The sequence below is a fragment of the Clostridium sulfidigenes genome, from assembly GCF_052067195.1.
In the GTDB taxonomy this organism is placed as follows: Bacteria; Bacillota; Clostridia; order Clostridiales; family Clostridiaceae; genus Clostridium_J; species Clostridium_J sulfidigenes.
The window spans coordinates 33,436-48,718 of the sequence record NZ_JBQHQR010000011.1; the positions used below are offsets into that span (position 1 = coordinate 33,436).

12 protein-coding genes are annotated in these 15,283 nt (G+C 30.5%); 2 read left to right on the forward strand and 10 right to left on the reverse strand.

Features of this window, described 5'->3' with window-relative positions; translation table 11 throughout:
* Positions 1 to 22 precede the first annotated feature (22 nt).
* From ACTNBA_RS12975 to yabG, 8 genes are all read right to left on the reverse strand, one after another.
* Positions 23 to 1,201 carry a Ger(x)C family spore germination protein gene (locus ACTNBA_RS12975; protein ID WP_441074586.1) on the reverse strand — a complete coding sequence of 393 codons (1,179 nt, stop codon included), beginning with the start codon at positions 1,199 to 1,201 and terminating at the stop codon, positions 23 to 25.
* Positions 1,191 to 2,291, reverse strand: coding sequence for a GerAB/ArcD/ProY family transporter (locus ACTNBA_RS12980; RefSeq protein ID WP_441074588.1), 1,101 nt, complete (start codon positions 2,289 to 2,291; stop codon positions 1,191 to 1,193). Before ACTNBA_RS12980 ends, ACTNBA_RS12975 begins: the two co-directional genes overlap by 11 nt.
* A gap of 28 nt (positions 2,292 to 2,319) precedes the next feature.
* Positions 2,320 to 3,804 carry a spore germination protein gene (locus ACTNBA_RS12985; protein ID WP_346869199.1) on the reverse strand — a complete coding sequence of 495 codons (1,485 nt, stop codon included), beginning with the start codon at positions 3,802 to 3,804 and terminating at the stop codon, positions 2,320 to 2,322.
* A gap of 64 nt (positions 3,805 to 3,868) precedes the next feature.
* Entirely contained in the window at positions 3,869 to 4,069 is a 201-nt protein-coding gene (locus ACTNBA_RS12990; RefSeq protein ID WP_035134343.1) for a CLC_0170 family protein, read from the reverse strand.
* Between the two features lie 283 nt (positions 4,070 to 4,352).
* Positions 4,353 to 5,195, reverse strand: coding sequence for a 4-(cytidine 5'-diphospho)-2-C-methyl-D-erythritol kinase (gene ispE, locus ACTNBA_RS12995; RefSeq protein ID WP_441074592.1), 843 nt, complete (start codon positions 5,193 to 5,195; stop codon positions 4,353 to 4,355).
* A 176-nt stretch (positions 5,196 to 5,371) separates the two neighbouring features.
* Positions 5,372 to 6,934 (reverse strand): DUF3794 and LysM peptidoglycan-binding domain-containing protein, encoded by a 1,563-nt coding sequence (locus tag ACTNBA_RS13000; RefSeq protein WP_150846281.1) that lies wholly within the window; start codon positions 6,932 to 6,934, stop codon positions 5,372 to 5,374.
* A 253-nt stretch (positions 6,935 to 7,187) separates the two neighbouring features.
* Positions 7,188 to 7,424, reverse strand: a complete 237-nt coding sequence (locus tag ACTNBA_RS13005; protein WP_035134339.1) for a Veg family protein — start codon at positions 7,422 to 7,424, stop codon at positions 7,188 to 7,190.
* A gap of 680 nt (positions 7,425 to 8,104) precedes the next feature.
* Positions 8,105 to 9,013: a sporulation peptidase YabG gene (gene yabG, locus ACTNBA_RS13010; RefSeq protein WP_346846979.1), complete on the reverse strand. Its 909-nt coding sequence runs from the start codon at positions 9,011 to 9,013 to the stop codon at positions 8,105 to 8,107.
* A 206-nt stretch (positions 9,014 to 9,219) separates the two neighbouring features.
* On the opposite strand from yabG, the gene adhE reads away from it, so the two are divergent.
* Positions 9,220 to 11,856, forward strand: a complete 2,637-nt coding sequence (gene adhE / locus ACTNBA_RS13015; protein ID WP_441074595.1) for a bifunctional acetaldehyde-CoA/alcohol dehydrogenase — start codon at positions 9,220 to 9,222, stop codon at positions 11,854 to 11,856.
* Between the two features lie 79 nt (positions 11,857 to 11,935).
* Here adhE and ACTNBA_RS13020 read toward each other — a convergent pair whose 3' ends face one another.
* The gene (locus tag ACTNBA_RS13020) at positions 11,936 to 12,937 is read right to left on the reverse strand and encodes a CotS family spore coat protein (RefSeq protein WP_441074597.1); all 1,002 of its coding nucleotides are present in this window, start codon (positions 12,935 to 12,937) and stop codon (positions 11,936 to 11,938) included.
* 118 nt (positions 12,938 to 13,055) lie between these two features.
* Here ACTNBA_RS13020 and ACTNBA_RS13025 point away from each other — a divergent pair, with 118 nt between their 5' ends.
* Positions 13,056 to 14,195, forward strand: a complete 1,140-nt coding sequence (locus ACTNBA_RS13025; protein ID WP_441074600.1) for a glycosyltransferase family 4 protein — start codon at positions 13,056 to 13,058, stop codon at positions 14,193 to 14,195.
* A 34-nt stretch (positions 14,196 to 14,229) separates the two neighbouring features.
* Here the strand turns inward: ACTNBA_RS13025 and ACTNBA_RS13030 are convergent, their stop codons facing one another.
* Positions 14,230 to 15,267 (reverse strand): CotS family spore coat protein, encoded by a 1,038-nt coding sequence (locus ACTNBA_RS13030; RefSeq protein WP_441074603.1) that lies wholly within the window; start codon positions 15,265 to 15,267, stop codon positions 14,230 to 14,232.
* Between the last annotated feature and the right edge of the window lie 16 nt (positions 15,268 to 15,283).

Sequence of the window (15,283 nt, forward strand, 5' to 3'; positions counted from 1 at the left end):
TAGAACATCATACTTTTAATATTTAATTTGATAACCCTATATTTCTTATATCATTGTTCACTTCAATAGATATTTCTGCATTTTCAAGAGCCTGTGGCCAGTTGTCTTTTACTTCATTCCAAATTCCTTTATGAAACCTTCTAATATCACTTCCAATATCTAATACATCTACCTTTAAATTATTTCTAGTAAAATCTATAAGCTCTTGGAAGTCCTTTTTCATAGACTCATTAAATTGTTGTTCAATCTCCTTTATAACCTCACTATCTAAAGATTCTGCTTTAGCATAATACCCCTTTAAGGTACCCTCTGTATCAATGGTGTACTTAAGCTTTAATTTATTATCTTCATAGTCTATATGTAAATCTCTATCTACATTTTTTATATAGTAATCTATATTATGCCCTTCTTTATTTATAGCCTTTCTACAAGAACCAATATCTCCTCTAAGTATTTGAATATCTGTCATCTGATTATTATCTAAATAATCCTTTATGGTAAAATCTTCTATAACAGCCATGCCTGTAAGCTGTATATCTTTTTCATTTTCAAGAGAAAAGACTGGTAACGCACTGGAATTGTAAGATTTAACCATGTCTATGTATTTTGTTAAATTTACAGGTGCTACTGTCCCATTTTTACTACTGTTACCCATAAGACTAGTGATATAATTATCAATATTTTCTTCAGTTACAGGCTTAACTTCCACATAATCCTTGGCCTTTCCTTTAACTATAGTCATCATAATTGTTCTATTTAAACTTGGTTCTCTTTCAATATAATCCATTACTTCTTGTAAAACTTCAGGATACTTAAATAAGTCTTCACTTAAAAGTAATAGTTTACTATGTCCAAAGTGAAGAGTTCTACTGCTCTTTGCAAGGGCTTTAAAATATGTATCCGTCATCGAATACCCTTCTACAGTTATAGAAAGTTCTGAAGCAGTCCCCTTTTTAGAATCCATATTTCTAATGTCTGGAAATCCATAAGTAACTCTTAATGTATTATTTTCTTCAATACTCTCTTCTGATGTATTTTCCTTAGAATTTATTATTTCACTCCTAGCTTTAATATCTTCACCTACATCTATTGCTATGGTAGATACAAAGGCTTTTCTATCAATCTCTACGCTATCCCAACATCCAGTAAGAAGTAAAGATATAATCATTATAGGAATAAGTTTTATTATCTTATTCTTCACTTTGCATCCTCCTTTTCTTTATATAGCTTAATAATAGAGTTATTCCTATCACAACTATAATTGTTGTAATAAAACCAATTCTTAAATAGCCAAATTTAAAATTTCTAACTTCTATAATACTTTTAGGTATCATAGCTGCTAAATATACTATAGGAACATATATCATAGATGACGTTCTAATATCATCTAAATTAAGACTCTCTTTTAATATGGAAGAAGCAAAGTAATATATATTAGCAAAGGATGTAAAATAGAATATTACCCACAAGGACATAACTAAACCATCCCACTTTTCCAAAAATCCACTTCTTGAACTTATAGATTGTAGCATTGTTATGGTTGGGAATATACTTTCAGCAGTTTGTACTGATGATAAAGTAGCAGACACTAATATAAATATTATTACATAGAACAAACCTACAAAAAGACTACTTCTTCTCAAAATAGGACCAATCTTTCCTTTTTCTCTTACATAGGGTATCAAAATAAAAGCAATAGAAAAGCCATTAAATAGAAATAGCATTTCAAAACTAGATATAAAATAGTTTTGAATAGGTGAAGAACCTATTGGTAAAAGATTTTTAAAATTTGCTTCAGGTAAAGTTAACAATAAAATTATTGCTAAAGGTAAAAACATAACCCAGAAGGCTATTTCATTAAAATGTACCACATTAGCAAGGCCTCCACGACTTAAATACATCCCTATAAATATAAATGTTATTATTATTACTTCAGTAGGTGTATTAACTAAAAGATACATGGTTATAACCTCAGAAAATACCCTAAGAGAAAATGCTAATACAATTATTATCACCAATGAATATATTAAAGATATAATTGTTCCTAAAACCCCTCCATAGGTATCTTTTAATATTGGTGTAATATCCTTATATTTATTTATTTTAACTATTTCATATATACAAAAAAGAATTAAACAAATTGCAATTCCTGCTATTATTGCAGATATCCAGCTATCCGCTCCTACATATTTAGCTACAATAGCGGGAGCATAAAAAACACCTACCCCTATCATGGATACTGATAAGCTAGCAAAGAGTGCAAATTCTTCAATAAATCCTTTATTTTTCATATTTCAACCTCCCAGCTATGGTAACACCTTATTTAGTACCACCTTGTCTTTTAGTTTTCTGTCTTACTTCATCTCGTGGTTTTAAGAAATGTGGCCTATCTTTAAAGACTTTAAGTGGCATTCTTACATATAGGTCTTTTAAATCACTCCAAATTAAATCTACTGCTGGAGCAAGGTAAGGTATTCCAAAACTTTTTATTCTCGTTAAATGAATTATTAAAAATATAATACCTAGCATTATTCCATACAAACCAAAAACTGCTGCTAGAATAATAATCATTATTCTAAAATAAGTAAAGGCTGAAGTTACTGTATAGTTAGGTATTAAAAATGTTGTTATTGCTGTAAGTCCTAAAACTATAACCATTATAGGACTAACGAGTCCTGCCTCTACAGCTGATTGACCTATTATAAGTCCTCCAACTATACCAATAGTAGAACCAACCGGTTTCGGTAATTTTATAATAGCTTCAACTAGAAAGGCTAAACTAGCTTCCATTAGCAATACCTCTACATAGGCAGCAAAGGGTACTCCCTCTCTAGATGAAGCTATAGCATATGCTAGTTTTGTAGGAATTAAGTCTGTGTGAAATGTGGTTACAGCTACATACAAAGCAGGTAAAACTAAAGATACCAGTATTCCTACAATTCTAATGAACCTTACCATACTTCCACTTATCCAACTTGTATAGTAATCATCTGGTGATTGAAAGAAATCCACTAACACCGCTGGAACAATTAATGCAAAAGGTGAACCATCTACAATTATTCCTATTCTTCCTTCATATAAAGCAGCAGCTACCACATCTGGTCTTTCAGTACTTTGTACTTGAGGAAATGGAGTTCTATCATTATCTTCAATAAATTGCTCAACATAACCACTATCTAAAATTGCATCAATATCAATTCTATCTAATCTTTCCTTCAATTCTTCTAATACATCAGTATTTACTATGTCATCTATGTATACTATAGCCATATCGGTTTTAGATCTAACACCACATTGTCTTCCCTCAATTTTAAGGCCTACATCCCTAATTCTTCTTCTAAGAAGTGCTGTATTAAACCTAATAGTTTCTGTAAAACCTTCTCTAGATCCACGTATTACAGTTTCTCCTGAGGGTTCACCAACTCCACGATTAGGCCAAGCTCTATTAGCTACCACTAATGCTCCTTGTAGATTATCAATTAAAACTAAACTTTCACCTGATAATATTGCAGTAATTCCATCACTTAACTTATTAACTTCCCTCATATCAGATATAGCTATAATCCTATCTTTTATTTCATTAGAATCAGTTACATCTCCACTCATCTTCATCATAGGTTCAAGTAAAAAATCATTTAATAATTCCTTATCTGCCATACCATCTATATATATGACTCCACAAAGAATATCACCAAACTTAAATTCTCTAAATACCATGTCGGATGTATCTTTAAATAATTTCTTAAGATAATCCATGTTCTCTCTTGTGCTATTAGAAATATGTTCACGAATTTGATCCTTCATATAGATATCTCCTTCCCTTCAGTGCCACAAAATTAAAAAACTAATTTTTTCTGTATCTATTCTTTTAGATAAATATTCCTCTCACAATAAACATTCCAATCACAACTAACATCATAGCTATCCCAATTACTAAGCTTTGTTTTTTAGCTTTATGCTTATCCTCTCTTGAAAAATACCTTACATCGCTACCTACCATCATATACCCAGATACTAATATTAGTATTACTAGGTATATATCAAATCTTTCAATAAAAAGTCTCATCATAAATTATCATCCTTCAAATTTATATTTTAATTTATCATCTATCTAGAGCCTTAACAATTTCCTGCAAACCTAGTTTTACCTTAATATAAAGTTTATATTCATAAACAGAATTCTTTGCTTTAGAGAGAGTTTTTACTCCCTCTGAAGCTTACTAATAGAATTCTTAGCATAAACCTTTAACCTTCTTAAAATCTAATTTAACGAAAAAAATAAGAGTGCAATTCTACTTGAATCACACTCTTATCCCTAATTATATTAGGGTTATTATTTTACTAAAGAATTTCTAGATGGTTCTTGTAACAAAAACCTCTTTATACTTATCCCGTAACCTATCCGCACACTGATTTGCTTTATTAACGTCATTAAAAAAACCAAAAACAGTAGGTCCACTTCCACTCATCATTGCTCCTAGTGCGCCTTCTTTGCACATAAAGTCTTTTATATCCTCAATTTCCTTATGATCCTTTATTGTTACAAGCTCTAGTAAATTCATCATATTATCAGCTACATATTTAACATCATCCCTAGCCATAGCTTTTATGACACCTTCCACATCTGGATGAACCTTTACCTCATTAAGCTTAAATCCCTTATAAGCATCCACTGTAGATACCCCAAAATTAGGCTTAACAACTACCATTAGTTTATCTTTAAAATCCTTAAGGGGAGTTATAACTTCTCCAATCCCTTCACAAAGAGCCGTTCCCCCTTCTATACAATATGGTACATCTGCTCCTAGTTTAACTCCAAGTAATCTAAGCTCTTCATTACTAACATTTGGCCTATATATATCCCTCATAGCTCTTAAAGCTGCTGCTGCATCAGTACTGCCTCCTGCCATGCCAGCTTCTACAGGAATATTCTTTTCAATATGAACTTCTATCTCTCTTTTTATACCATAGGTATCACAAAATAACTCTATTGCCTTATACACAAGATTTTTATTATCTGTAGGGACAAACTCCTTATTACTTGTAATATGTATTCCTTCTGCTCCTTTATTAAAAGTTAATTCATCATATATATTAACAGTTTGCATAATCATCCTTAAAAGATGATATCCGTCTTCTCTTTTTCCAATAATATCAAGAACTATATTTACTTTACCATAAGCTTTTACCTTCATCTATTCATACACCTCACTACAAATGAGAATAATCCTTTTTACCCTTTACGTCAAGAACTCTGTTTATAAGTGTGATACTTAGCTTAGCAAAATAAAATGCCATGAAGTATAGAGCTAATGCTACACTTCATGGCATTTCTACTTAATAAATATTAAATATATCTAATTTAAAATCTTTAAACTGTAGCTCTTCCTGGTATAATTAATTTCTGAGATGGCTTAACTTCTTCCCCTTCAGCTAATTCATTAATATTCATAATTTCATCAACTGTAGTCAAGTATTTCTTAGCTATGCTCCAAAGAGTATCCTCTGGTTGAACTACATATATTATTATACTTGCTTTTTTCTCTGGGACTTCACCATCATTAATTGCCATGTTAACAACAAATTTATTTTTAATATTGTAATATACCTTACAATGAACTTTAACAATGGCTCTAATAGATACATTTCCAGCTTCTAAACTTCCCTCTATCATCTCTAGAGATATATTAGCATTTGCTTGCATATTTGGATTTGTTCCAGCTATATCAACCTTGCAACTAAAAGGAATCTCATCCTCTACAGTAACTAAATACTGTTCTTCATCCTCAGTTGAATATAAAACATCAACCTTTAATAATCCTTCAATTTCTATCTTATCATTTTTAATATTTTTATCAGTAATAGATACATTTCCTGTAGTCATTATAACTTTAATTGGTTTTAAATCATCACTTTTTACGTCAATATCTCCTTTAACCAAACTTTCAGTATATCCATGACCTTGTATCACATTAATATTATTTTCTTTAATATCCATGTTTAATAGTTTTGTAGGGCAATATACATCTTGTATAACTTCTACTTCTTCTTTATACATTACATGAGTAATAGCTTTAACTACAAATTCTACATCAATTACTCTGTTTTCACCCATATCGTCTTGTCTAACATCATATTCAAAGGATTGAACTTCAAATTCAGTGAAGTATTCCATATTTGGTTTTAACTCATCAACGGTAACTTCTTTATATAAAGGTACACTTTCTGAAACGCAGAACAAATCTCTTCCATTCTTGCCTTTATATAATATAGCTACATTGGCCATAGCCTCTATCTTGAGTCCACCATCATATATTCTTACATCCTTCTTACCAATAGTAACGTCATATTTTATAACCTTTAGACACTCATTTTTATCCATGTCAATTTTAACTTCTGCTTTTCCAACTAATTCAGTTTCTATAGGTTCCATAACCTTATCTACAGTCATAGGGTTCTTTAAAAACTGAATATCCTTTCCTTCATGTACATCTTTAACTATCTCAAAGGAATTTATATTATATCCATTGCACTTACATATAATAAACCCTTGAATAGCTATCTTTCTTTCATTAATAATAACACAATCCATATGTTCAATGTTTAGCTCTATATCGCAATACATATTTGATTGGGCACCAATCATGTCAATAGACTCAAAAATGTTACCATTATATACTACTGAATGAGCTTCAGTAGCTCCCCCATCTTTAGCCATATAAAGGATAGTATACTGAAGTTGACCCTCTAAATTTACCTTATCAGTTCCAACCTCTTTATTTGTTATCATAGGCTTTACATCTAACATTAGTATATTATCCACATCTGGTAGCGTATCAGGTATAACGTATTCTTCCTTTATGAACATCTTTGTGTCATTTTCAGCTATTGATTGCTCATATTCTATATAGTCTTTTATCAAATCCAAATCCATAACTTTCCCTCCTAAAATACCTACTAATAATGTATATATGAGAATGTTATGAAATATAACTACTTATATTAAATTTTCTTAAAAGAATAATTATTTATCCGATGACTACCAGCTCTAATACTCCCATCTTTTTTAAAGCGGGAGTAAAGAGCTGCTATGTCCCTGGATAACGATTTCTAGAGCTTCGAAGAAGCTAAGAACTCTGTTTATACGCAAAATAAAAGAGGCATTCTTAAAAGAACACCTCTTCATTTTACCCTGCAAACACTAGCTGAACAGTTTTTGTTAGTACATCACTATAGCTATAACTAACAGTACGTTGCACATTATTATCAAGTCTAATTGTAAATATACTGTCATATGTTTTTTCCAAAACACCATCATTTACTACTACTTTACGTCTTCCTCCATTTGCCTTCAATGTCACTTTTTCGCCAACATGACTTTCGATATCTTTTTTTATCGTAGTCAATACATTTCCCATCTTCACAGTAGACACCCTCTTTCTAATATTTCCATAAAGGCTTCCAACTTTATTATAACAGTTACCTTTCCTTATGTCAAGCAAACTAAATATTTTACAACATTTTAATAATACTTGTCAATGTTAAATATTCGTTAAATTTTTATGTATTATTTTGTTTTTTTAACGCTATGTCATTTATTCAGCTATAATGGCCAGAAACCAACTTGACATTATTATGTGTAGAATTTTTTAGAATATTCACATATAACTATATAAATCTATATTTTTAGATGAAAATGTATGGTAGCTTATAAAAGGTTTTAGTATAAAATCACCTATAGACTCAATTGTATTCACACTTATCTCGCTTGTATTTTAAAAAACACCTAATCACGGGTAATTTTCTTACCCTTATAATTAAGTATTTTATATTTTATAAATTTGTCCTGTTTTTATCAGCATTTTCTTAAATGTATTTTCATATATAAATATTTATATATGAAAATAGGTATATATAAACCTATATAACTTTATACCTATATACCTATTTAACTTTATACCTATATACCTATTTAACTTCATAACTATTTGCCTATATAACTATATAACTAGTTAACTATTTGTTCTATTCATGCGGGTTTGAGAGTTTTCCCCCTATGCATATTATAGTTAAAATTGTATAAATCACAACTCATTTTCTCATTTCACTTTACATACTGAGATTTAGGATATCCTTCTCTGTATTTACCTCTTGTTTGTAATCCTCCTACCCCTTTAATCCCTGTGATTGTATTTTTAATTACATCTTCAATATTTACTATATCTTCGATATTAGTGTAAGCTACCTTCTCACAAATTAATACTGGATCTAAACAATGGATGAGGACCCTGCTGGGAGAAGATGCAAAGTTAGCACCTGCATCAAGCAATGCTTCGTAGTTTGATTGACAGGCACCTGCAAAAATAACCAAATCATCATAATTAGAATTATAACTTCTTAATAAAGAAACACATTCTACAAAGTATTTTGAGTTTCTATAGTTTCCAAGATCCATATAATCTGATATATTCTTGCTCATTCCATCATGGCCCGTAATTACAACTATATCTGGGTTTATTTCCTTTACTAAATCTAGTATCTGGGAGGGCTGATCCTTTTCTGCTATGACTTTACCTACAGCCTCAATGGATAATTGCTTATATGTTTTTAAACAAATATCTAGGTATTGAGGATCACCATCAATATGAAGAATTTTACCTGGTCTTCCAAAGAATAATTCACTATTTTTAAAAGATGTACCTTTCTTTTCTTTTCTGTTTATCTCAGTGTCTATAACTCTTAATGCAGCGGAACTCCCTCTTGTATATGACCTTGATAGCAAAACTTTCTTTAGAGCAGTATTTACTTTTTTATTAAATACTTTATCTTTCTCCCCAACTCCCTCACTGTCAATAACCTCTAAATCATCTTCTATGCTATCTGCTTCAATTCTTATATTTAACCCCTTTAATAAATATTTTTTAACACCCTCATCATCAATTTCTATATCTATTATTTTAAATACTATATCTTTATTATAAGATTTTCTTACTACTCTATCACCTATATTCACCTATATCTCTCCTCATGATTTCCTCTTTATATCATATGAACTTTACTTAATAATTGTGAGATATTAAAACCATGGAACTCATTAAACAAATATAAAAATATAGTAAAAGATTGATAAAAATTTAACTAAATATGTTGAAATATTATTTTCATGGGTTATAATATAATTAGTTAAATAAATAACAAAGTTTAGGGGGTATATACTAAATGTCTACTGAAAAAGTTGATGTAAAATCTGTTAAGGAGTCTAAGAATGATTCCATTTCAAGCTCTAGCAATTCAGCTGAAAAAGCCATATCATCTGTAGATTCTGAAATTAACAACCTTGTTAAAAACGCTCGTGATGCCTACGAGGAATTTTTAACCTTTGATCAAAATTCCATAGATAATATAGTTAAAAAAATGACAATCTCTGCCCTAAGTAAACACCGTGAACTAGCTAAAATGGCTATAGATGAGACGGAAATGGGTGTATATGAAGATAAAATAACTAAAAATATATTTGCCTCTGAGTATGTATACAACAGTATAAAAGATTTAAAAACTGTGGGTATTGTAAATGAAGAAGAAGATTATATGGAAGTTGCAGAACCTATAGGCGTAGTAGCAGGAGTTACTCCAACTACAAATCCTACTTCCACTACAATATTTAAATCCTTAATAGCTATAAAAACTAAAAATCCTATAATATTTAGCTTTCATCCTAGAGCTCAAAAATGTAGTATAGCTACTGCTAAGTTGCTTTTGGATGCAGCTATTGAAGCAGGTGCTCCTAAGAATTGTATTCAATGGATTAGTAGTCCTTCCATTGAAGGTTCACAAAAACTTATGCTTCATCCTGGAGTAGATATTATTCTTGCTACTGGTGGTCCTGGTATGGTTAAATCAGCTTACTCTACTGGAAAACCAGCTCTTGGTGTTGGTGCAGGAAATGTTCCTTGCTATATAGAAAAAACAGCCAATATTAAAAGATCTGTTAATGACTTAGTACTATCAAAATCCTTTGATAATGGTACCATTTGTGCCTCAGAACAGGCAGTTATTATAGATAGAGAAATTAGTGATGAAGTAATTTCTCTCTTAAAAGAACGTAACTGTTACTTTCTTAATAAAGAAGAAATGTTAAAACTTCAAAAGGTTGCTATAGATGAAAAAAGGCAATCTATGAATCCAAACATAGTAGGTCAAGGAGCTACAAAAATCGCAGAAATGGCTGATATTAAAGTTCCAAATGACACAAAGGTTCTAGTATGTGAACCTGGTGGAATCGGTGCAGATTATCCTCTTTCAAGAGAAAAGCTTAGTCCTATCCTTTCAATGTTTATAGTTGATAGTACTGAAGATGGAATAAAAGCCTCTGAAGATATGATTGCTTTTGGTGGTCTAGGTCACTCTGCTGTTCTTCATTCTACCAATGACCAGGTTATTGAAGAATTCTCTAGAAGAGTTAAGGTTGGTAGGATAATAATAAACTCTCCTTCTTCTCAAGGTGCTATAGGAGATATTTATAATGTAAATATTCCTTCATTAACTTTGGGTTGCGGAACCATGGGTAGAAATTCAACAACTCAAAATGTCAGTGCAAACAACTTAATAAATATTAAACGTGTAGCTAAAAGGAGAGTTAATATGCAATGGTTTAGAGTTCCTGAAAGAATTTTCTTTGAGCCTGGTTCCCTTTCATACCTTGAAAAACTTAAAGGTAAAAGAGCCTTCATCGTAGCAGATAAATTCATGGATAGACTTGGATATGTATCTAAAGTAATGGGACATCTTAAAAAAGCTAACTTTGATGTAAATGTATTTTTAGACGTAGAGCCAGATCCATCTACAGAAACTGTTATGAGAGGAACTGCTCAAATGAATAGCTTTGAGCCTGATGTTATAATAGCTCTTGGTGGAGGGTCAGCAATGGATGCTGCTAAAGGTATGTGGCTTTTCTACGAAAATCCTGATATAGATTTTAATGGTCTTAAACTTAGATTTATGGATATAAGAAAAAGAGCTTTTAAGTTTCCTTCTCTAGGTAAAAAGTCTAGATTGGTTGCTATTCCTACAACCTCTGGAACTGGGTCTGAGGTTACAGCCTTTGCTGTTATAACTGATAAAGAAAATAATATAAAATATCCATTAGCAGATTATGAGCTAACCCCTGATATTGCTATAATAGATCCGGAGTTAGTTATGACTGTACCACCATCAGTTACAGCTGATACTGGGTTAGATGTTTTAACTCATGCTATAGAAGCTTATGTATCTGTCATGGCTTCTGATTACACTGATGCCTTAGCTCTTAAAGCTATAGAGATTGTTTTTAAATATCTACCTATTGCATATAAAGATGGAAGTAATGCTCTTGCTAGAGAAAAGATGCATAATGCTTCTTGTATTGCGGGTATGGCATTTACCAATGCATTTTTAGGAGTTAATCATAGTATAGCTCATAAATTAGGTTCAGAATTCCATATACCTCACGGAAGAGCAAATGCTATCATGCTTCCACATGTTATAAAATATAATGGAAGTAATCCAAGTAAGCTAGTAGCCTTCCCTAAATATGAATATTATAAAGCTCCTGAAAAGTTCATGGAAATAGCAAAGTTTTTAGGTTTAGCTCACTCTACCTGTGAAGAAGCTGTAAATAATTTGGTGGAAGCTATTAGAAACCTAATGCTAGAGCTAAATGTTCCAACTACCCTTAGTCAATGCGGTGTTACTAAGGAGCATCTAGATTCTGTACTATATTCATTAGCTGATGAAGCTTTTGAAGATCAATGTACTACCTCAAACCCTAGACTACCTCTAGTTTCTGAAATTGCAGAACTAATTAAGGATGCCTTTTAATAAGGATTTAAATTAAAAATAAAAAGTTGTGGTATATCACATATTCCACAACTTTTTTATCTTCTCAAGGATAATCTCCTTAAATATTATAGAATTCTTTAAATTGTCTCATAAAACTTTCAAATTTTTCTCTTTCTTGTATAAGCTCCTCCATTTTCTTATTAAAAGTGTTTTGTACCCAATTTACTTCATTATAATAATACCTATTACATATTCTCCAATATCTTTGAGGGAACATCAAGAATGCATATAGCACCATATATTCATCATCCTCTATTGGAGATATTTCATTATAATTATCAATTATAAGCTTTGCTATTTCAAAATCCCATTCTCGCCTCTTTAAAACTTTAATCATAAAATTAGATAAATCAAAAGCCCTGACCTCTCTTTTACAGTAATCGAAATCTATTATACTTACTTCATTTTTTTCGTCTACTATTATATTGTGATAAGTAAAGTCATGATGGCAAAAGCTTTTTTCTTCCTCCGATATCCTACAAATATTATAATAATTAGATTGATTTAGAACCTCTAGGGCCTTTTGACCTAAAACTTTATAATAGTCCATTGATTTTATATAATTTAAATCAAAGTCTGTCTTATGATTCCTTTTCTTTCTAACCATTTCTTTCATCTTATCAAAGGATTTTATCCTTTTTTCCATTAAATGAGGCCATCTTCCTAAGTCAGATTTTAATTTACTGTTTTCAGATGGTTCATATCCCTTTGACGCTAAATGAAAATTAGCTAAAGCTCTAGATGCCAATATTAAATCATCATCACTATGGAAATCACATTCTCTTCCATCTATCCATTGAGATAAAGTATAAATATCTTCGTTTACTAAAGCATATGGTTTTTCCTCTGTATTAAGATAATATCTATCTATGTTCTTAAACCCATTATTGTATAGATGTTCTTTAGCTCCATATACAAAGAATAATTTTTGAGTACCATAGCTTATTTTCTTTAAGCACCTGACACCTTTATTAGTTTTTAATTGATATACACCCTTATTAGGTTTAATATTTTCAATTTTAATATCAAATTGACGTTCAATTTCAAACTCTCTCATCATAATTTCGCACCCCCTCTATAATTTATATGTATCACCAGCATAATTTAGAATAGCCATAACATATTTGAGTTTAAGTGAATAGTATGGATTATAATACCTATTGTAAAGGAGCATTTATATGAATATTGGTATAGACATTAGAGCTGCCAAATGGTACAGGGGTACAGGTATAGGAACTTATTCCTATCAGCTCATAAACGCTATTAATAAAATTGATACCATAAATAAGTACACCCTCTTTAGTGATTGTAATTCTACGCCCATAAACTTTAACTCTAATTTTAAAATTTGCTCTACTCCTAATATAAATACTAATAATTTTTGGGAAAGTGTAAGTCTTCCTATAAATTTAAACAATGAAGATTTAAACATATATCATGTACCTCAAAACGGTATCGGCTTACCTTTGAATCATAATCTTCCTTTTGTTATCACTCTCCATGATACAATTCCAGCACATATGCCAGACACAGTTGGTGATAAATATCTTAGCCTTTTCAACAGTTCCATGGAGGATATAGTAAATAGATGTGATGGTATAATTACTGTTTCTAATTTTTCTAAGGAAGATATATCAAAGGATTTTAATTTCCCAAAAGAAAAAATATATGTTACCTATTTAGCTAGTGAAGATATCTATAAACCCCTTGATAAAATTCTATGCAGTACTATAATAAAAAAATACTATTCTTTACCTAAAAATTATATTTTGTATACAGGTGGTTTCAGCCCTCGAAAGAATATTTCTGGCCTTATAGAAGCTTTTAGTAAAATTCATGGTAAACTACCTAATGAAATGAAATTAGTCATAGCAGGAACTAAAGGTAAATCCTATAGTATTTATAAGAATCTTTGTGAAAAGTTAAAAATTACTGACAAAGTCATATTTCCTGGTTTTATAGCAATGGAACATATGCCTTATCTATACAATAATGCAGCCCTTCTAGTTTATCCTTCATTTTATGAAGGCTTTGGGCTTCCTCCTATAGAGGCTATGGCATGTGGTATTCCTGTAGTCGCATCCAATGTAACTTCTATACCTGAAATCTTAGGTGATAGTGCACTACTATGCTCTCCCTATTCTATAGAGGAACTGGGAGAAAGTATTTCAAAGGCACTACTAGATAATGTATTGAGAAATGATTTAATTAATAAGGGTTTTATGAAAGTAAACTCTCTATCCTGGGAGAGAACCGCAATACAAACTCTAGATAGCTATAAAAAAATAACTTCATCAGATAAAAAGGAAGATACATAGAGTATCTTCCTTTTATGCTACATCATAGGGGGGGCTAGGGTGTAGCCAACATATAAATTTTTTTGAATGTTTCTACCATATCTTGTCTTTCCTCTATATCTTGCACTTTTTTTTGTATTTTATACAGGTAACTATTAAATTTCCAAAGTTTTTTTCTATAAAAATAATCTCTAGATATAGAGTAAAATCCTTCTGGGAATAATAACATTCCATAAAGCACTTCGTACTCTTCCTTTGATATAGGTGATATGGAATTATATTTTTTTATAATTTGTTTTAACACATTGAAGTCATAGCAACTATTCTTTGTGGTCTTATTTATAAAATTACATATATCATGAACTCTTAAATCTATTATGGAATAATCAAAATCTATAAAATATCCTTTATTATCCTTTATTAAGATATTGTGATAAGCTAAATCATGATGACAAAGAATAAAATTATTTTTCTCCTTACATAGCTCCATGTAAGGTGACTTTTCTAATACTTCTATACTCTTTTTCATTCTTTCAAGGAAATAATCTACGTGAGTAAGAAATATTTCATGAAACTCATTTTTATTCTTATAACTTAGAGCCATAGTCTTCATATTTTCTAAATCCTGAAGCTTTTCCTTATAACTATTTATAAGTTTAAAACCCTTAAATCTGCTACAATCCTTAGAAAATCCTATGTCTCTTGATGCTTCATGCATCTCTGCTAGACTCCTAACTGCTATATTAATATCTAAAGGATTATTGTATTCACACTCTCTGCCTTCTATCAAATCCATAACTACATAGGTACTGTCCTTCCACACTGTGGTGATATGTCCCATATTATTTCGATAAAAATTTATGATTCTATCAAATCCATTGTTTGCTAGATAATCTATACCGTATACTATAAAATATAAATCTTCCTTGGCATAATCTATTTTTTTTAATATTTTATTTCCCTTATCTGTTACCAGAATAAATACCTTTCTTAATGGAATTACATCCGTTACTAAAAAATCATAACTATTAAAAAGTTTTATATCTAAGTTGTATTTACTAAGCCATTCCTTATAAGAAAATCTATTTTCCATAATATTTCAGTCACCT